The organism is Lentzea sp. NPDC060358, from assembly GCF_042725365.1.
Taxonomy (GTDB): Bacteria; Actinomycetota; Actinomycetes; order Mycobacteriales; family Pseudonocardiaceae; genus Lentzea.
The window spans coordinates 1-18,071 of the sequence record NZ_JBHXCW010000159.1 but is presented as its reverse complement, the minus strand read 5'-3'; the positions used below and the strand labels follow the sequence as shown (position 1 = coordinate 18,071).

The following is an 18,071-nucleotide window of genomic DNA, read 5'->3' as shown; positions in this document are numbered from 1 at the left end:
GGACCAGAGGCGGCCCTTCGACGACTAGGCCTCGCCGCGGATGAACGCCTCGACGGCCGCGTGGGCCTCGGCGTCGGAGTACTGCTCGGGCGGGGACTTCATGAAGTACGACGACGCCGACAGGATCGGGCCGCCGATGCCCCGGTCCAGGGCGATCTTCGCCGCGCGGACGGCGTCGATGATGATGCCCGCGGAGTTCGGGGAGTCCCACACCTCGAGCTTGTACTCGAGGTTCAGCGGCACGTCGCCGAACGCGCGGCCCTCGAGCCGGACGTAGGCCCACTTGCGGTCGTCGAGCCACGCGACGTAGTCCGACGGGCCGATGTGGACGTTGTCCTTGCCGATGTCGCGCGAGAGCTGCGACGTCACCGACTGCGTCTTGGAGACCTTCTTGGACTCCAGGCGCTCCAGCTCCTTCATGTTGAGGAAGTCCATGTTGCCGCCCACGTTGAGCTGCATGGTGCGGTCGAGCTGCACACCGCGGTCCTCGAACAGCTTCGCCAGCACCCGGTGGGTGATGGTCGCGCCGACCTGCGACTTGATGTCGTCGCCGACGATCGGCACGCCGGCGGCGCGGAACTTCTCCGCCCACTCCGGGTCCGAGGCGATGAACACCGGCAGGGCGTTGACGAACGCCACGCCCGCGTCGATCGCGCACTGGGCGTAGAACCGGTCCGCGTCCTCCGAGCCCACCGGCAGGTACGACACGAGCACGTCGACCTCGGCCTCGCGCAGCGCCGCCACGACGTCCACCGGCTCGGCGTCGGACTCCTCGATCGTCTCCCGGTAGAACCGGCCGAGACCGTCGTGGGTGTGCCCGCGCTGCACGGTCACGCCCAGCGGCGGCACGTCCGCGATCTTGATCGTGTTGTTCTGGCTGGCCACGATGGCCTCCGCCAGATCCACACCGACCTTCTTCGCGTCCACGTCGAACGCTGCGACGAACTCGACATCGCGCACGTGGTAGTCACCGAACTGCACGTGCATCAGGCCGGGCACGCGGGTGCTCGGGTCGGCGTCCCGGTAGTAGTGGACGCCCTGCACCAGCGACGCCGCGCAGTTGCCAACCCCGACGATGGCCACTCGAACGGTGCGGCGGTTTTCGCCCATTGCCGAGTCCTCCTTGATCAACGGTGAGTGCTACTCGTCCTGCTCGGACTTCTCGTGCGCGATGAGCTCGTTGAGCCACCGCACCTCGCGCTCCGTGCTCTCCAGGCCCTGGCTGTGCAGCTCGCGGGTGTAGCGGTCGATCTGCTCACCCGTCCTCGCCAGCCGCTCGCGCAGGCCCTCCCTGCGTTCCTCGACACACCGCCGGCGGCCCTCCAGGATCCGCATCCTGACGTCGGCCGGCGTGCGCGAGAAGAACGCCAGGTGGACCCCGAACGAGTCGTCGTCCCAGGTCTGCGGGCCCGCATCGGAGAGCAGGTCGGCGAACCGCTCCTTGCCCTCCGGTGTGAGCCGGTAGACCTTGCGAGCCCGACGTCCCCAGGAGAGAGCCGATTCCTCCGGCCCCTCCTCCACGATCAGGCCCGCCCTCTGGAGTCGCCGCAGTGTTGGGTACAGCGATCCGTAGGAGAACGCGCGAAACGCTCCGAGCAGGTCATGCAAGCGCTTGCGCAGCTCGTAGCCGTGCATGGGCGCCTCGTGCAGCAGGCCGAGCAGCGCGAACTCGAACACGAGTCACCTCCTCGCACCTGCACCGATAGGTGAGGTGATTATATCGCTGCGATACATCGGGAACCCCTCTTCGGTGTGGGATGTGGCACACCGTCATATCGCGTCGGACGTTGCTGCCCTGAACGGCCCATCATCGGCGAAGCGGGTGGCACGTACTCTGGTGGCGTGTTGACCCAACGACAGGTGGTGGACTACTCGCTGCAGCGCCGAGCGCTGCTGGCGGAGGTCCATGCCGGTCGGACGGGCACCATGGAGGTCTGCGACGCGTCCCCGTACCTGCTGCGAGCTGCGAAGTTCCACGGGACGGCGACGGAGGTGCCCTGCCCGGTCTGCCGCAAAGAACCCCTCACGAACGTGTCGTGGGTCTACGGTGACGAGCTGAAGCACGCGGCCGGCTCCGCGCGCACACCTGAAGAACTCGCGAAGATGGCGAACCTCTTCGAGGAGTTCTCCGTGTACGTGGTGGAGGTTTGCCGCACGTGCAGTTGGAACCACCTGGTGCAGTCATACGTCCTGGGGAAGCGTGGGCTGGAAAAGCCACGGCGGAGGACTGCGGTGGAATGACCCACGGGTGACACTGCTCCGAATGAAGTACGACCACCGAACCGCGTGCCGGTGCACGCCGGTCTGGGAGGCCTTTTCACGTGAACGACCAGCATGATGACCGGCAGCGCGGAGGCGAGCCGCAATGGCCGACCGGGGACGACCCGGACGGTGGCGGCACGAGACGTGATGTCCCGAATCAGCCGCGACCGGGCACGCCGCCCGGCGGTTTCGCACGCCCTCCTCAGGGTGGCACGCCGCCCGGTGGTTTCCCACAGCAACAGCCCCCACGCCGCCCGAACGGACCAGGCGGTCCGCAGGGAGCGCCGGGTGGGCCCCAGGGCGGCCCCGGCCGTCCGCAGGGTCCCGGCGGTCCGGTGGGCGGACCCGGTGGCCCCGGCAGCCGTCCCCCTACGCCTCCCGGTGGCATGCCGATGGCGCCGCCGCCCGGTGGACGCCGTCCCGGCGGCCCGAACGGTCCCGGCGGACCCGCGGGCGGCCCCGGCCGTCCCGGCGTCCCCCCGCGCAAGCCTGCTGAGGAGCGGACGACGCAGCTGCCGCCGGTGAGCCGGCCGACGCAGCGCGAGCCCGAGCTCATCACGCACCGCGAACCCGAGGACGAGTACCTGCTCGCCGGTGGGGTCGTCGACGATGACGACGACTACTACGACGACGAGCCGGAGCTCACCGAGGAGGAGGAGCGCCGACTGCGCAAGAAGAAGATCTGGAAGCGCGTCCGGATCGGTGCCTTCGTCGCGGTCGGTCTCATGATCCTCGGCCCGGTGATCGCGGTCGCCATCGCGTACCCGCTGCTCGACTGGCCGAAGCCCGAGGAGATCGCGGCCGACCAGAACAAGACGATCACGCTGCTGTACTCCGACGGCAGCGAGATGACGAAGATCACCTCGCCCGGCGAGAACCGCACGATGCTGACGTACGAGGAGATCCCCGACAACGTCAAGCACGCGGTGCTCGCGGCCGAGGACGCGAACTTCTACGACAACCCCGGCTTCGACGCCAAGGCGATCCTGCGCGCCGCCTGGTTCCAGGTGACGAGCGGTTCCGGTGGTGGTTCGGGTCTGACGCAGCAGTACATCAAGAAGGCGACCCAGAACGAAGACCCGACGCTGACCCGGAAGTTCACGGAGGTCGTGAAGGCCTTCAAGATGAGCAACGAGTCGGACCACAACACGATCCTCACGGCGTACCTCAACACCGTGTACTTCGGTCGTGGCGCGAACGGCTTCAAGGCCGCGGCGCAGGTGTACTACAAGAAGGAGATGAAGGACCTCACTCCTTCCGAGGCGGCACTGATCGCGGCGATGATCCAGACGCCCTCCTGGTCGGAGGACAAGGAGCACTCGCAGAAGCAGTGGAAGTACGTCATGGGTCAGATGCTCGAGAAGAAGTGGATCGACCAGGCGTACTTCGACGCGCAGCAGTGGCCGCAGCCGCTGCCGTTCGCCGAGACCCAGCCGAAGTCGCTCGAGGGTCCGCGCGGCCTGATCGTCGACCAGGTGCAGGAGGCGCTCGAGAACGAGCAGACCGGCGTCTCGTTCGAGCAGGCGCAGAAGACCGGCATCACGATCCAGACGACGATCGACCCGAAGACGCAGGCCGCGGCCGAGGAGGCCGTGGACGAGATCATGATCAAGGGCGCGCAGCCGGAGGCGTTGAAGACGTCGCTGACCGCCGTCGATCCGAACTCGGGCGCGGTTCGCGCGTACTGGGGCGGCCGGGAGGGCCGTGGCTCGTTCGACTACGCGAAGGGCACGTTGCAGGAGCCGGGTTCGTCGTTCAAGGCGTTCGACCTGGTCGCGGCGCTGCAGAACGGCCGGGGCCTGGGCAGCATCTACGACGGCAGCTCGCCGCGCACGTTCCCCGGTGTGGCGACGCCGATCCGCAACTCCGGCAACGACAACTCGTGCGGCAAGGAGTGCCCGGTCCGCACGGCGATGATCAAGTCGCTGAACACCGTGTTCTACGACATGGTCGTGAACGACATCGGTGTGGCGAAGACGGTCAAGGCGGCGCACCAGGCCGGCATCCCGGACGAGGTCAACATCGGCAACGGCCCGAAGAAGCTGCTCGTCGGCGAGGACGGCGGGAACCCGAACGGTGGTATCGCCCTCGGTGGTGACCAGGCGGTCGTCCGGCCGTTCGACATGGCCTCGGCCTACGCGACGTTCGCGGCCCGCGGCGTGTACCGCTCGCCGTTCTTCATCGTGAAGATCACCGGCCCGAGCGGCGACGTGATCTACCAGCACACGGACAAGCCGATCTCGGCGTTCGACCCGGACCAGACCAAGAGCCAGGACATCGCCGACAACGTCACCGACGTGCTCAAGGAGATCCCCAAGAGCTCCGGTATCGCGTGTGACCAGAACCGCGAGTGCGCGGGCAAGACCGGTACCCACGAGCTGTCGGAGAGCGCCGGTCAGGGTGTCGGCCTCAACTCGAAGGCTTGGATGGTGGGCTACACGCCGTCCATCTCGGCCGCCGTGTGGGTCGGTCGCAACGAGGGCAACCTGCCCATCCGCGACAAGGCCGGCGCCAACATCTTCGGCTCGGGCGTGCCCGGCAAGATCTGGCGGGCGTTCATGAACAAGGCGCTGGCCGGCAGCCCGATGGAGAAGTTCCCGAAGGCCAAGCCGCTCAACCAGTACAACCCGCCGAAGCCTTCGAACGTCCCGTCCAACACCCCGTCGAACACGCCACCGTCGAACACCCCGCCGTCGAACACCCCGCCGCCGCCTTCGTCGGACCCGCGTCCGACGAAGCCGTCGACGCCGTGCGGTCTGCTGGTGTGCCCGCCCTCCGGTGACCCCGACCCGTCCACCCCGGGACGGCCGACAGGCAGGGGAACGCCAGGAGACGGCTGACCCGCGAAGGGGCCTGGTGCATCGCACCGGGCCCCTTCGCCGTTCCGGGTCCTCCTCCGGGCTCAGCTCCCGCCGGACAGGATCTCGTTCGCCTTGCGCACCTGGTCGTCGACACGGCTCCGGTGCTTCTCCAACGCCTCGGCGTTGTCGGCGATCAACCGGTTCTGGTAGGCGGTCCGCACCGCCACCCAGATCCCGTTCACGTCGTGTCCGGTGCGGCAGGCGACATCCGCGCTCGCCGTGGCGATCTCCTCGGGAGAGGCGTCGTCACCACCGAACCTCTTCTCGTTGTTGGGGCCCCACGGATCGGTGTAGTCGTAACCCGCGCCTCGCATGCAGGCGCTCCACTTGCGCCAGACTTCCTTCACCCTGCTGTCCGCCTCGGCCAGCTTCGACGAGTCGCGCGACAACCCGATCACGAAGTTCTCGTCGCCGGGTTCACCCCCGCTCCGGGCCGCGAGCCCGAGTGCGCGTTGCGCTTCCCCCAAGCAGCCCGCTTCCGGGACACCGCCCCTCTTGCGCGCCTCCGGCCCGTTTCCGTTCAACACCGCGATCATGTCCTCGGGCCAGGGCTTCTGCGCCCTCCTGATCTGTTCGGCCCTGCGGACGGACTCGATCGTCTCCGGATCGGAGTACCCGTGCACCGCCACTTCGGCGGGGTCGACGACACCGATGACGCGGCCCCGCACGAGGTCCACCTCGCGGGCCGGCAGCTCCATCTCGAAGCCGAACCGGCGCAGGCACCTCTGCACCAGCACGTCCTGTCCCCGGCGGACGACCACCCGGTTCTCCGGTGACAGCAGGTGGTCGTCGAGCGGGAACCTGACGTCCGCGTCGACGTGGATGGCCGGCACGGGTCCCAGCGGAGGTTCGGGTCGTGGTGCGACCGGTTGTGCAGAGCAGGCAGCGATCGCGAGCAGGCCGACCGCGACCGACACCGCCTCCAGATTTCTCCTCGTCATTTCTCCCCCAGGACCACAGGCCGGAACGGACCGTTTCCGCGTCCATTCCGGCCCGAGCTGACCGGTCGGCACCGCGGACGTGTCACACCCAGCGGTGCGAGGATGCCTGATCGTTGCAGGGCTGAGCGTTGCAGAACTTGTCGACGTTCGAGTAGTACGTTCCCGGAGCAATGGACCAGATCAGTTCCACGTAGTTCGGGTGCCTGAACGACTGGACGTTGTCGGGCGCTCCCACATAACCGTTGTTGTAGACGGAGGTGGTGCGGTTGTCGAGTTCGTAGCGAATCGCGCCCCCGTCCCAGCAACCGTTGTCCGCGTAGTTGGCGTCATTTCCTTCGAAAAGCGCGATGCAGCCACGCCAACTGGCGTCGCCCATCGTGCAGTAATAACCGAGACCGCACTGGTCCCTCATGTCGAAGAAGGCGGCTGACGCGGGCTGCGCCACACCGACCAGCACCAACGGCAGGACGAACGTGAACGCCGCGGCCAAGCGGGCAAGACTTTTCACTTCACTCCCCCTGATCGAACTGCGCTGATCGCACGACGGGCAGCACGAGGAAGCCGATCCCGGAGGATCGACTGCGTCGTGAGGATCAAAGTTGATCAGGTGTGCTTGAACGAGATGTTCACGTACGCCCCCCAGCGCGATCGATCCTCCCGTCGAGGACCACGATCCGACCTTACGAACCCGGAGGCCTCGTTGTCCAGTGAGATCGGCGGGTGAATACCGATACCGGAATCCCGGCCGCCGAACACCTCCATTCGAGTGAATGACCGGTGTGTTGTCGCGCACCACGACTCGGTCCTCCGCCGGTTGACCGAATCGAGAACGAGCGGTTAGGTTCCAGTGGCGGGGTCGACTCCGTCACGAGGCCTGGGGAGGCACTTCGTGATAGCCACCTGCCGCCGGATGAGACCGCCGGGGGCAGCTGAATCAATTGTCGACGCCGATCGGTGTCGCACATTTCCGCCATTTCCGCGACCAGCGCGACGACGAACGACGGCATTCGACTTCTGGGGGAACAGTGGATCAGCGCGTGCTCGAGGCCCAGCAGTGGGTGAACGCCACCTACGGCGCCGTGCCGGGCTACGAAAGGTGCGAGGAGAACGGCAGGACCGGGTGGGCGACGATGTACTCGCTCACCCGCGGCCTGCAGCACGAACTGGGCATCACGGAGCTGTCCGACTCCTTCGGGCCGACCACCATGGCGCGGGTCGCCGCGCAGGGCCCGATCAACCAGGGCTACACCGCCAACGCGAACATCGTCCGGATCGTCCAGCACGGCTTGTTCTGCAAGGGCTACGACGCCGGCGACACCCGGAGCGGCAGGTTCCACTCCGGCACCACCGCCGCGGTGAGCAGCCTCAAGACCGACGTCGGGCTGTCCGGCTCCGACGGCACCGTCGATCCCAAGATCTTCAAGGCGATCCTCAACATGGACGCCTACGTGCTGCTCGCGGGTGGCCGCCAGCGGGTCCAGGCCATCCAGCGGTGGCTGAACGGCAGGTACCTCAACCGGTCCACCTTCTTCGTCATCCCCTGCGACGGCATCTACTCCCGCGACGTCCAGCAGGCGTTGATGAAGGCGATCCAGTACCAGATCGGCATCGCGGACGACAACGCCACGGGGAACTTCGGCCCCGGTACCCAGGCAGGCCTGCGGGCCAACCCGGTCGGCCCCGGCTCGGCGCAGAGCTGGGTCGAGCTGTTCAGCGCGGCCTGCGTCTTCAACAGCCCGATCCGCCGGCCCGACCGGCCTGACGGCAGCGGGACGGAAGCCTCGTTCCAGTACCGCTGGGACGACGACCTGTCCGCGTGGGTGCGGGCGTTCCAGCGGTTCTCGCTGCTGGAGGCGACCGGTGTCGGCGACTACCGGACCTGGGCGCAGTTGCTCGTGTCGATGGGAGACCCCGACCGGCCGGCCACCGCCTGCGACACGAGCAGGCACATCCTCGGCGACCGGGGGACCCGGTTGTTCAACGCGGGTTATCGCGTCGTGGGGCGCTACCTGGACGAGGCGCCGGGGGAGACGCTCGACAAGGAACTCCAGCCGGGAGAGCTCGGCGCCATCTTCGCCGCGGGGCTGCGGGTGTTCCCCATCTCGCAGTACTACGGTCGCGGGCTCGAGGACTTCAGCTGGTCCAAGGGGTACGACCACGCGCTGCTCGCCCACGGACGTGCGGCCGGCTACGGCTTCAACGCCGGAACGGTGATCTACTTCGCGGTCGACTACGACGCGACCAACGAGGAGATCACCAGCAACATCATCCCGTACTTCCGGGGCGTCGCAGCCGGTTTGCGCGTGCGGGGCGGGCGGTACGTCCAGGGCGTCTACGGATCTCGCAACGTGTGCAGCCGCGTCAGCAGCGAGGCCTACGCACGGCATTCGTTCGTCTCCGGAATGTCGTACGGCTTTTCCGGCAACCTCGGCTTCCCGATGCCGGACAACTGGTCGTTCACCCAGATCAAGGAGTTCGACTTCCAGCCGTCGTCGAGCGACCCGTTCCCGCTCGACAACAACGTCAACCGGGGAACCGACCCCGGCTGCGGTCCCGAGAACGTGAACGGCCGGGACGCGACGCTGGACGAGTTCGTCGGCTTCATCAGAGCGCTCTACTCGCTGGCCGTCGGGTTCGGGGGCGACCCCACCGACCGGGTGCTCGAGTACCTGCGCTTCCCGAAGTACCAGGACCCGGCGTGGACGGCACTGGTCAAGCCGGTGGACGAGGCATGGGTCGCACACGTCGACGCACGGGTGCCGAAGCCCGTTCGGAGCTTCCTCGACCCCGCCACCAGGTTGAGCATCAACCTCGACCACCTCGCCGCCACCGCGCACGCGGTCTACCTGAAGGGGACCGGTCCCGGCTCCGCGACGACCAGGGGCGACTTCGGCGGCTGGGGCGGCGACCTGTGCACGCTCTACGGCGAGTGGCGCAACGCGGAGAGCTCGTACGCGTCGGGCTACCAGTTCGTCCAGGCCAAGTTCGCGAAGCTCAACGTCGAGTCGACGTTCGCGCTCACCGACTACGTCCAGGACTGCGACGGTCACTTGATCGGAACCGCGGCCAGGGGAGGTGGCAGGATCGACGACCTGATCGTGGCGTACATGACCGGAACCGGGCCGGCGACGAGGTTCAAGCAGTTCTACCAGTCCAGGTACGGCGGCACCGCGCAGAAGGTCTTCGACACGGCCAAGAGCATGCTGGAGGGACTCCACGGCGACACCGTCCTGTGGGGACTCCAGGTCCTGACGATCCAGAACCAGAGCCTCGGTGCCGTGCTCCCGACGGAGATGCCCGACTACAAGCTCGACCCGTTCGTGCAGGGATATGCCGACGCGGTGGACCAGCTCTCGCGCGGATAACGGAAAGAAGTCAGGTCGATGGCGTCGAAACCAGGCCGTGTGGCCAGGTGGTCCTTGTCGGGTGCGGTACTCGTGTACGGGTGGGGGGCCTTCCTCGTGCTCGGTGTGCACGACATCGAGGAGGTGTGCGGCGCGCGCGGTCAGTTCTGGGAGTTCGACCCCGGTCACCGGCCGTCGCTGTTCCCGCCCTCCTACCCCTGCAACGCGTCCTACGACCTCGTCCCGCCCTACCTGAACCCGATCCTCTTCGCCCTCCTGGCGTCGGTGGTCGTGTTCACCGTCATCGCAGTCGTCCGGAGAGTCCGCGGGGAGAAGACATGAACGAACCATCTGGGGGAACGCTCGGACGCCGCAGCTTCCTCGGCGCGGCGGGAGGCCTCGCCGCAGCCGCGGCGATCGGCTTCGCGCCGGCCGCACTGGCGGCGCCCGCCGTGTCGGCGAACGGCTGGCCGTTGCGGCACAAGGACATCGCACAGTTCAAGGTCGAGGGATCAGGTGCGGTCGTGGCACTGCGATCCGGCGACGTGGCGACCGTGCTGCTGCACGTCGCACGCCGCTTCCACTACGAGGTCGCGACGCTGCTGCCCGGTCAGCTCAGCCAGACCGCCGGCACCGCGCCGTTCGAGTCGAACTACCTGTCCGGCACCGCGTTCGCGATCCGGCCGGACCTGTACCCGGCCGGAGCGAGGGGGAACTTCTTCCCGCACGAGCTCGCGGCGGTGCGCGACGTCCTCGCCGAGTGCGAGGGAATCGTCCGGTGGGGCGGCGACTTCAAGAAGTCGCCGAAGGAGGGCCACTTCCAGCTCGACGTCGGACCGGGCGACGTCAAGCTCGTCCGGGTGGCCCGCAAGATCGCGCAGTGGAGTCCCGGCAAGGCGGCGGGCACACCGCGCGACGTGTTCGACGAGTCCCGCCGCCGGCCGGCGAGGGTGCTGGCCGAGCGGCAGATCGCGACGGGCTGACCGGAGGGGCGGCGCGACCGGCGGGACGCGCCGCCCCCGGATCCGCGTGCACCGGTCCAGGATGTTGACCACGGCGAAACGGCCTTGGCCGTAACATCCGGCAGGTGCCCAGCACCCCTGCCGAGCTCCCCGCCGAGGCCACCGCCGCCGACCTCGCCGCGGACACCGAGTCGCTCACCCGTTCCGAACGGGTCGCACCCACCTGGACCGAGTCGCTCGCGCGGTCGCTGAGCAGACCGTTCGGAGGTCCGCTCGGCGAGCACGCGCTCGTCGGCAGGAACTACTTCTGGACAGCGGTGCGGGTGATCCTGCTGCTCGCCGTGCTGACGTTGCTGGCGGGCTGGGTGCAGAAGTCGCCGTGCATCCAGCAGTACGTCGACGACAAGGGCCAGGTGCAGCTCGACTGGCGGGGGAGCACGCAGTTCACCGCCCTCTGCTACTCCGACACCGTGCCGCTCTACACCGCGGAACGCCTCGACCAGCGCGGGTCCTTCCCGTACATCACCTCGTGGAAGGACGACGAGGGCAAGCCGACCGAGCACGTCCGGTACATGGAGTACCCGGTCGTCACGGGTGTGTTCATGTGGCTCAACGCGCGCGTCGCGCAGGGGCTCGTGGCGCTCGTGCCCGGACTGCCGATGACCGTGATCGTGTTCTTCAACGTCACGGCGTTCTGGCTGGCGGTGGCGTGGCTGGTGACGGTGTTCTCGGTGGCGCGGATCGCCCGGCGCCGGACGTGGGACGCGGCGATCGTCGCGGTGTCACCGCTGGTCGTCGTGCACGCGTTCACGAACTTCGACACGATCGCGACGGCGTTCGCCACGGCCGGTCTGCTGGCGTGGGCGCGCAAGAAACCCGCGCTCGCCGGTGTGCTGCTGGGGCTGGGTGGTGCGGCGAAGCTCTACCCGTTGTTCCTGCTCGGGCCGTTGCTGCTGCTGTGCTGGCGTTCCGACCGGATCAAGGCCGGGCTCGTCGCCACCGCGTCGGCCGCCGGGGCGTGGGCGCTCGTCAACGCGCCGATCGCGCTGAACCCGGCGTCGCAGACGGGGTGGCGGGAGTTCTTCCGCCTCAACACCGAGCGCAACGCGGACCCGGACACGCTCTACAACGTCCTCGTGCAGTGGACGGGGTGGCAGGGTTTCGACCCCGGGCTCACGCAGGGCCAGCCGCCGACGGTGCTCAACACGGTCAGCATGGTGCTGTTCCTCGTGTGCTGCGCCGGCATCGCCTACGTGACCCTGTCCGCGCCGACTCGGCCGCGGCTCGCGCAGCTCGGGTTCCTCGTCGTGGCGGCGTTCCTGCTGACGAACAAGGTGTGGAGCCCGCAGTACTCGCTGTGGCTGGTGCCGCTGGCCGTGCTCGCGCTGCCGCGCTGGAAGCTGCTGCTCGCGTGGATGGCGGTCGACGCGCTGGTGTGGGTGCCGCGCATGTACTTCTACCTGGGCACGGACAACAAGGGCCTGCCGATCGACTGGTTCCTCGGCGCCGTGCTGCTGCGGGACGCGGCGGTCGTCACGCTGTGCGTGATCGTGCTGAAGGAGATCTACCGGCCCGAACGCGACCTGGTGCGGCTCTCCGGCGAGGACCCGCTGGAGGGCGTGCTGGCCGGTGCGCCGGACCGGCAGGTCGTCACACCCGCACGAGGCGTGCCATCGCACCGAATGCGTCCGCGTTCGGGTGCAGGTGATCACCGGCGTCGAACTCCGGACGCAGTCTGAGCGGGTCGGCCGGGTCGCGCACGGCGGCCTCGAAGTCGATCGCGTCGGGGAAGGTGGCGCGGATCCACGCGTTCACCTCCTGGCGCTGCTGCTCCCTGGCCTCGCTCCAGTTCGGCCAGCCGCCCCACGGCGTGATGGTGCCGATCCGGAACCGCACGCCCTTGTCCCGGCACCGCTGCTCGATCGTGCGGATGCCGGCGATGACGCTCGCCGCCGGGACGTCGCGCTGGATGTCGTTGATGCCGCCCAGCAGCACGACCTCGCGCACCTCGGGGCTGTGCAGGACGTCGCGGTTCAGGCGGGTGACCATGGGGGCGTCGCCGTTGACCACGCCGTTGCCGTTGATGCCCGCGTTCAGCACGGCGTGGTCGGTCTCGACCAGCGACGGCCACGTGCCCTCCGCGTAGCCCTCGGTGATCGAGTCGCCGAGCATCACCACGGCACCCGGTGCGCTGAAGCCCGCGACCTCGACCGCCGAGACGAGGCAGATGTACGCGCGCGCCGAGGTGATGGTGTTCCACGCGCGGGCCTGGCACGGTGTGCCGTCCGGGACGTGCGTGCTGATCTCGAGCGTTCTGGACACCGGCAGCTGCACGGCGTCGCTGTAGACCTCGCCGCGCGCCCTGATCGTCACGGACCGGGCCCGGTCGAACGTCAGCTCACGCAGCTCGCCGTTCGCCTTGACCGTCACCTGCTCGACGCGCACCGGTTTGATGCCCATCAGGTTCGACAGCCGCAGCCGGACCGACGTGCCGCTCGCGGAGAGGTCCACGGTCGTGCGCACGACGTGGTCCGGCACTCCTGCGGGCAGCGTCGGGACGGCCTGCCACACGGGCAGCCAGCGGATCGCCTCCGACCGGGCGTGCGCCCCGGAGGCACCGCAGACCAGCACCAACGCCAGTGCGATGATCACCCTCACGGGTCCAGTCTGCGGTGATCAGCTCTTCGCTGCCACTGCCCCGCGGATGAACTTCAGGTCCTCGCGGTCGTCCTCGGTGACGTCCTTCGCCTTGAGGAACGCGACGAACAGCGCGACGAGCAACGCCGCCCGTCCCCACACGCCGATCATCACGGCCTGCGCGGAGAAGCTGTCGTAGATCCCGGCGGGCTGGCCGAACTCGATCGCCCAGAACCAGCGGAAGATGCCGATGCCCATCGCGAGGTCGACGGCGAAGTAGGCGAACGCCCACATCAGCCGCACCCGCAGGAGCACGAGGAACGGCACCAGCCACAGCGTGTACTGCGGCGAGTGGACCTTGTGCAGCAGCATGAAGCCGCACAGCATCGCGCCCGACACCGCGATCCACGGGTAGGTGCCCTCGCGGCGGAACCGCACCCAGCCGTAGCCGGCGGCGATCGCGAACGAGATCAGGATCGTGATCGGGGAGAGCACGCCGACCAGCGACTGCATCGGGTCGTCGCCGATGAACGGCCGCAGGCCCCAGTACCAGATCGAGTTCGTCGTGATGTCGACCCGGCGCAACTGCTGGAACTCGAACGACGCGAGCCAGCCGTCGTAGCCCGCGAAGGCGAACGGCAGGTTGACCAGCACGACCGTGACGATCGAGGCGAGGCCGACCTTGACCGCGCCGGCGACGTCGACCTTCTTGCCCTCCGGCAGCTCCTGGCCGCGCCAGCCGCCGGTGGCGACGAACAGCATCAGCGGCAGCACGAAGATCGCCGGGTAGACCTTGAACGCGAACCCGAGGCCGAGCAGGACCGACGCGACGACGGCTCTCTCGACCAGGGGCCGGTTCCAGCGGTGCACGACGTAGACGGCGGCCGCCGAGCACAGCACGACCGGCAGGTCCCAGTTGTGGAACGCGTACAGCACGAGCGGCGGCCCGATCGCCCACAGCAGCGCGCGCCAGCGGGCGAGCTTGCCCAGCAGCCAGCCGGTGAGCAGGCCGAACGGGGTCATCAGCAGCGCGGAGTAGAGCAGGTACTCGGCGTCGTTGTGCGCGAAGATCGCACCGGCCCAGATGATCAGGCCGGAGAGCACCGGGTACTCGACCGAGCCGCCGACGAGGATGCCCTTGTCGTTGATGCCGCCGTCGACGTACGGGAAGACGTGGCGGTCGATGTCGCGCCCGATCCAGAGGTGCTGGATGTCGGAGTAGCAGACGTCCTGCTTGTTGCGCTCGTCGTAGTCGGGCTGCGTGCGGCCCCACTGGTCGAACGCGGGACCGGTGCAGCGGTCCTTGTTGACGAAGCCCAGCAGCAGCGTGAGCCCGCACAGCAGCACGAGCACGGCGAGGGCGGCGCGGCCGAAGCGGTGCGCGACGCCCCCGGCGTCGCCTCGCTCGGGCGTCACGCTCACCACCTCGTGCACGGTGTTCACCTTCCGACGCGGTCGCGCAGGAAGGCGATGTCGTCGGCCTGGCCCTCGTCCGGTGTCTCCACCACGACGGGGCATCCGGCGCCGGCGACGACGGCCGCCAGCTGGTCGGCGTCGATGGTGCCAGTCTTGATGTTGTCGTGCCGGTCGCGCGAGGAGCCGAACTCGTCGCGCGAGCTGTTGAGGTGCACGAGGTCGATCCGGCCGGTGATCGCTTTCACCCGATCGACGATGCCGACCAGGTCCTCGCCGGCGGCGAACGCGTGGCAGGTGTCGAGGCAGAAGCCCGCGCCGAACTCGCCGACCGCGTCCCAGAGCAGCTTGAGGGAGTCGAACGAGCGGGCCATGGCGTTGTCGCCGCCCGCGGTGTTCTCGATCAGGACCGGGACCGCGAACCCGCCCTCGGCGACCTGGCGCTCGAAGAACTTGCGCCAGTTCGCGAAGCCGTCCGCCGGGTCCTCGCCCTTGGTGACGTGCCCGCCGTGCACGATCAGGCCCTTGGCGCCGACGGTCGCGGCGGCCTCCGCGTGCTGGACCACGTTCTTCCTGGACGGGATCCGGATCTTGTTGTTCAGCGACGCGATGTTGATCAGGTACGGGGCGTGGACGAACACCTCGAGGTCCGACGCGAGCAGGGCTTCCGCGTGCGGATGAGGTTTGGGCTTCTTCCACCCCTGGGGATCCGACAGGAAGAACTGGACGACCTCGGCCCCGCGTTCGGCCGCGGCGCCGACCGGGTCGTCGTCGCGTACATGGGCCCCGATGCGCATGACCAGGAGGGTAGTCGGCGTCCATAACGCCATCGCAGGCGCCGCCGATAGGAGTAACTGAAAAAACTGGGGATGGCCTGCGTCACCACCAGGACCTACGGTCGTTACTTGAGAGTAGGAAAGGGGTTGGCATGCGACTGCTGAGCGTTACGGCCGCGACACTTCTGACGCTGGCCTCCGCAGGCGTGGGAGCGACCACGGCCACGGCCGCGGAGCCCATCGTCATCGGCAGCTGCGCGACGTCGATCCAGGGCGCGCCCGGCACCCCGATCTCACTCAGCCCCGCCGCCGTCACGCAGCCCATCACGGACCTCGTGCGAGCGACGCTGCTCGGACCACCGCTCGCCGAGCCGTTCCGGCAGGCGTTCTCGCAGGCCAAGCCCATCCCGATCGGCGCGGTCCAGGTCGGGACCACGACCATCAGCGGCGGCACGATCGCGAACGCGGTGATGGTCGAGGTCGCCAAGATCCCGCTGCTCGGGCCGATCCTCGGCACGCTCGACGGGACCGTGCGCGCGACGCTGACCAGCGGCTGCAAGGTGACCGTGACCGGCGTCAACCAGGTCGCGGCGCCGATCCAGGACGGCAGCAAGGCCGTCGCCGACGCCTCGCAGCAGGCCGTCGGCGCGATCCCGGGCGCCCCGAAGCCGCCCGCCCAGCAGCCGCAGCCAGGCACCCCGCCCGCGCAGCAACAGCCCGGCGCGAACAACCCCGGTGCCATCCCCGGCGTCGGCGCGGGCTCGCCCAGCAACCGCGACTTCTCGCTCTACCCCGTGGGCTCGAACTTCGGCCGCGTGCCGCTGTTCAGCTACGGCTCGCTGCCGTTCGCGATGCCCGGCCTCTACTCGCCGTCGCCGGGCGTGCGCTACGGCTCGCAGGTGCCGCGTGCGTCCAACGGCAACGGCATCGAGGGCGACTCGGTGCAGGCGGCCGGCCGTGCGACGGCGCTGCCCCGGCTCGGCGGCCCCGGCGGTGTCGGCGCTCCCGTGCTGGTCGCGGTGCTGATGCTGGCCCTGGTCACGGGCGCGCTGGTGCGGACCTGGGTGCTGCGCCGCACCCCCGCGTAGCCGGTGGACGCGCCCTGTTAACCTTTGTCAGTTGCTGACGCGACGACCCTCCTGCCACGGAAAGCCCGTGGCCGCGAGTCCACAGGAGGTGAGTGGTCCTCATGCGTCATTACGAAGTGATGGTCATCCTCGACCCCAGCCTTGACGAGCGCACGATCGCGCCGTCCCTCGACACGTTCCTCAACGTCATCAAGACGTCGGGCGGCAACGTCGAGAAGGTCGAAGTGTGGGGCAAGCGCCGTCTGAGCTTCGAGATCAACAAGAACACCGAAGGCATTTACGCGGTGCTCGACCTGACCTCGACCCCGGACGCGGTGAAGGAACTGGACCGCCAGCTCGGTCTGCAGGAGACGGTGCTCCGGACGAAGGTCCTGCGCCGCGAGCCCGCCAAGTCGGCCGCCAAGGCCTGACGAACCTCGAAGCAGGGGAGCTCAAGACATGGCTGGCGAGACGACGATCACGGTGGTCGGGAACCTGACCGCCGACCCTGAACTCCGCTTCACCCAGAGCGGTGCCGCGGTGGCGTCCTTCACGGTCGCCTCCACGCCCCGCACCTTCGACCGCCAGTCAGGCGAGTGGAAGGACGGCGAAGCGCTGTTCCTGCGGTGCAACGTGTGGCGTCAGGTCGCGGAGAACGTGGCCGAGTCGCTCACGCGTGGTTCGCGAGTGCTCGTCTCCGGACGGTTGCGCCAGCGTTCCTTCGAGACGAAGGAAGGCGAGAAGCGCACTGTCGTGGAGCTTGAGGTCGACGAGATCGGCCCCTCGCTGCGCTACGCGACCGCGAAGGTCAACAAGGTCAGCCGTGGAGACGGCGGCGGTGGCGGCGGCTTCGGCGGCGGCGGCGGTCAGCAGTCTCGTGGCGGCGGTGGCGCGCCTGCAGACGACCCGTGGGGTTCCGCCCCGCCGGCCGGCTCGGGTGGCTTCGCCGACGAGCCCCCCTTCTAGACCGCCGCACCGGTCATCCAGAACCTGATCACTGCGTATTCCAGGAGTTAGAGACACATGGCCAAGCCGCCTGTGCGCAAGCCCAAGAAGAAGGTCTGCGCCTTCTGCAAGGACAAGAGCGCGAGCCTGATCGACTACAAGGACACGACGCTCCTCCGCAAGTTCATCTCCGACCGCGGCAAGATCCGTGCCCGCCGCGTCACGGGCAACTGCTCGCAGCACCAGCGCGACGTCGCCGTTGCCGTGAAGAACGCCCGCGAGATGGCCCTGCTGCCCTACACCTCGACCGCCCGCTAAGAGAAAGGGAACCTTCGCGATGAAGCTCATCCTCACCGCTGACGTTTCCGGCCTTGGCGCGCCCGGCGACATCGTCGAGGTCAAGGACGGCTACGGCCGCAACTACCTGCTCCCGCGCGGTCTCGCGATCGTCGCGACCCGCGGTGCGCAGAAGCAGATCCAGGTCATCACCCGCGCGCAGGACACCCGCCGCGTGCGCGACCTGGACCACGCCAAGGAGATCAAGGCCAAGCTCGAGGGCCTCGGTGGCGTGACCCTGACCGCCAAGGCGGCCGCCGGCTCGAAGAAGCTCTTCGGCTCGGTCACCAGCTCGGACGTGGCGGCTGCCGTCAAGTCCGCCGGTGGTCCCGTGCTCGACAAGCGCGCCATCGAGCTGCCGGGTCACATCAAGACCACCGGCAAGCACTCGGTGACGGTTCGCCTCCACCCCGAGGTCACCGTCGCGCTCCCGCTGAACGTGACCGCGGGCGAGTAGTCAGCCCTGCTCGCCGCTGACGCGGCTGCGCAGGGCCCGGCTTCGATTTGCCGAGGCGCCACCCTCCCGG

General features: G+C 68.6%; 18 protein-coding genes. 11 read left to right on the top strand and 7 right to left on the bottom strand.

The annotated features are described in order from the left end of the window. Positions 1–24: 24 nt before the first annotated feature. Both ACFWGZ_RS28025 and ACFWGZ_RS28020 read right to left on the bottom strand, forming a co-directional pair. Complete coding sequence (locus tag ACFWGZ_RS28025; protein WP_382454571.1) at positions 25–1,110, bottom strand: inositol-3-phosphate synthase; 1,086 nt, start codon at positions 1,108–1,110, stop codon at positions 25–27. Positions 1,111–1,140: 30 nt separating this feature from the next. Continuing rightward, on the bottom strand, positions 1,141–1,677 hold the full coding sequence (locus ACFWGZ_RS28020) for a PadR family transcriptional regulator (RefSeq protein ID WP_382454570.1): 537 nt from the start codon (positions 1,675–1,677) through the stop codon (positions 1,141–1,143). 165 nt (positions 1,678–1,842) lie between these two features. Between ACFWGZ_RS28020 and ACFWGZ_RS28015 the strand changes: the two genes are divergently transcribed. Both ACFWGZ_RS28015 and ACFWGZ_RS28010 read left to right on the top strand, forming a co-directional pair. Next, positions 1,843–2,241, top strand: coding sequence for a DUF5318 domain-containing protein (locus ACFWGZ_RS28015; protein ID WP_382454569.1), 399 nt, complete (start codon positions 1,843–1,845; stop codon positions 2,239–2,241). Between the two features lie 407 nt (positions 2,242–2,648). Continuing rightward, positions 2,649–5,102, top strand: coding sequence for a transglycosylase domain-containing protein (locus tag ACFWGZ_RS28010; RefSeq protein ID WP_382454568.1), 2,454 nt, complete (start codon positions 2,649–2,651; stop codon positions 5,100–5,102). Between the two features lie 62 nt (positions 5,103–5,164). On the opposite strand, the gene ACFWGZ_RS28005 is transcribed toward ACFWGZ_RS28010, so the two are convergent. Further along, on the bottom strand, positions 5,165–6,064 hold the full coding sequence (locus tag ACFWGZ_RS28005) for a hypothetical protein (protein WP_382454567.1): 900 nt from the start codon (positions 6,062–6,064) through the stop codon (positions 5,165–5,167). An 82-nt stretch (positions 6,065–6,146) separates the two neighbouring features. Continuing rightward, a complete protein-coding gene (locus ACFWGZ_RS28000; RefSeq protein WP_382454566.1) occupies positions 6,147–6,572 on the bottom strand; it encodes a hypothetical protein in 426 nt (141 codons plus the stop codon). Positions 6,573–7,101: 529 nt separating this feature from the next. Here ACFWGZ_RS28000 and ACFWGZ_RS27995 point away from each other — a divergent pair. From ACFWGZ_RS27995 to ACFWGZ_RS27980, 4 genes are all read left to right on the top strand, one after another. Then, positions 7,102–9,429 (top strand): glycoside hydrolase domain-containing protein, encoded by a 2,328-nt coding sequence (locus ACFWGZ_RS27995; RefSeq protein WP_382454565.1) that lies wholly within the window; start codon positions 7,102–7,104, stop codon positions 9,427–9,429. 72 nt (positions 9,430–9,501) lie between these two features. After that, positions 9,502–9,750: a hypothetical protein gene (locus ACFWGZ_RS27990; protein WP_382454564.1), complete on the top strand. Its 249-nt coding sequence runs from the start codon at positions 9,502–9,504 to the stop codon at positions 9,748–9,750. Continuing rightward, complete coding sequence (locus ACFWGZ_RS27985) at positions 9,747–10,391, top strand: M15 family metallopeptidase (RefSeq protein WP_382454563.1); 645 nt, start codon at positions 9,747–9,749, stop codon at positions 10,389–10,391. Before ACFWGZ_RS27990 ends, ACFWGZ_RS27985 begins: the two co-directional genes overlap by 4 nt. A gap of 104 nt (positions 10,392–10,495) precedes the next feature. After that, positions 10,496–12,109, top strand: coding sequence for a glycosyltransferase family 87 protein (locus ACFWGZ_RS27980; protein ID WP_382454562.1), 1,614 nt, complete (start codon positions 10,496–10,498; stop codon positions 12,107–12,109). Here ACFWGZ_RS27980 and ACFWGZ_RS27975 read toward each other — a convergent pair. The 3 genes from ACFWGZ_RS27975 to ACFWGZ_RS27965 are packed head-to-tail and all read right to left on the bottom strand — an operon-like array spanning position 12,021 to position 15,217. Further along, the gene (locus tag ACFWGZ_RS27975) at positions 12,021–13,028 is read right to left on the bottom strand and encodes a GDSL-type esterase/lipase family protein (RefSeq protein ID WP_382454561.1); all 1,008 of its coding nucleotides are present in this window, start codon (positions 13,026–13,028) and stop codon (positions 12,021–12,023) included. The two genes, ACFWGZ_RS27980 and ACFWGZ_RS27975, sit on opposite strands and share 89 nt — an antisense overlap. Positions 13,029–13,046: 18 nt before the next feature. Further along, entirely contained in the window at positions 13,047–14,423 is a 1,377-nt protein-coding gene (locus ACFWGZ_RS27970; RefSeq protein ID WP_382454560.1) for a glycosyltransferase family 87 protein, read from the bottom strand. 23 nt (positions 14,424–14,446) lie between these two features. Further along, positions 14,447–15,217, bottom strand: coding sequence for a deoxyribonuclease IV (locus tag ACFWGZ_RS27965; protein ID WP_382454559.1), 771 nt, complete (start codon positions 15,215–15,217; stop codon positions 14,447–14,449). 131 nt (positions 15,218–15,348) lie between these two features. Between ACFWGZ_RS27965 and ACFWGZ_RS27960 the strand changes: the two genes are divergently transcribed. From ACFWGZ_RS27960 to rplI, 5 genes are all read left to right on the top strand, one after another. Further along, positions 15,349–16,284, top strand: a complete 936-nt coding sequence (locus ACFWGZ_RS27960; RefSeq protein WP_382454558.1) for a hypothetical protein — start codon at positions 15,349–15,351, stop codon at positions 16,282–16,284. Between the two features lie 101 nt (positions 16,285–16,385). Further along, entirely contained in the window at positions 16,386–16,694 is a 309-nt protein-coding gene (rpsF, locus tag ACFWGZ_RS27955) for a 30S ribosomal protein S6 (RefSeq protein WP_086666963.1), read from the top strand. Between the two features lie 28 nt (positions 16,695–16,722). Next, a complete protein-coding gene (locus tag ACFWGZ_RS27950) occupies positions 16,723–17,229 on the top strand; it encodes a single-stranded DNA-binding protein (RefSeq protein WP_065915547.1) in 507 nt (168 codons plus the stop codon). A gap of 57 nt (positions 17,230–17,286) precedes the next feature. Further along, positions 17,287–17,526, top strand: a complete 240-nt coding sequence (gene rpsR, locus ACFWGZ_RS27945) for a 30S ribosomal protein S18 (RefSeq protein WP_030480165.1) — start codon at positions 17,287–17,289, stop codon at positions 17,524–17,526. A gap of 19 nt (positions 17,527–17,545) precedes the next feature. Next, entirely contained in the window at positions 17,546–18,001 is a 456-nt protein-coding gene (gene rplI / locus ACFWGZ_RS27940; RefSeq protein WP_382454557.1) for a 50S ribosomal protein L9, read from the top strand. Positions 18,002–18,071 lie beyond the last annotated feature (70 nt).

Coding starts and splice junctions, on each gene's coding strand:
- ACFWGZ_RS28025 (WP_382454571.1), bottom strand. CDS start 1,110: ATGGGCGAAAACCGCCGCACCGTTCGAGTGGCCATCGTCGGGGTTGGC.
- ACFWGZ_RS28010 (WP_382454568.1), top strand. CDS start 2,649: ATGCCGATGGCGCCGCCGCCCGGTGGACGCCGTCCCGGCGGCCCGAAC.
- ACFWGZ_RS28005 (WP_382454567.1), bottom strand. CDS start 6,064: ATGACGAGGAGAAATCTGGAGGCGGTGTCGGTCGCGGTCGGCCTGCTC.
- ACFWGZ_RS27985 (WP_382454563.1), top strand. CDS start 9,747: ATGAACGAACCATCTGGGGGAACGCTCGGACGCCGCAGCTTCCTCGGC.
- ACFWGZ_RS27965 (WP_382454559.1), bottom strand. CDS start 15,217: ATGCGCATCGGGGCCCATGTACGCGACGACGACCCGGTCGGCGCCGCG.
- ACFWGZ_RS27960 (WP_382454558.1), top strand. CDS start 15,349: ATGCGACTGCTGAGCGTTACGGCCGCGACACTTCTGACGCTGGCCTCC.
- rpsF (WP_086666963.1), top strand. CDS start 16,386: ATGCGTCATTACGAAGTGATGGTCATCCTCGACCCCAGCCTTGACGAG.
- ACFWGZ_RS27950 (WP_065915547.1), top strand. CDS start 16,723: ATGGCTGGCGAGACGACGATCACGGTGGTCGGGAACCTGACCGCCGAC.
- rpsR (WP_030480165.1), top strand. CDS start 17,287: ATGGCCAAGCCGCCTGTGCGCAAGCCCAAGAAGAAGGTCTGCGCCTTC.
- rplI (WP_382454557.1), top strand. CDS start 17,546: ATGAAGCTCATCCTCACCGCTGACGTTTCCGGCCTTGGCGCGCCCGGC.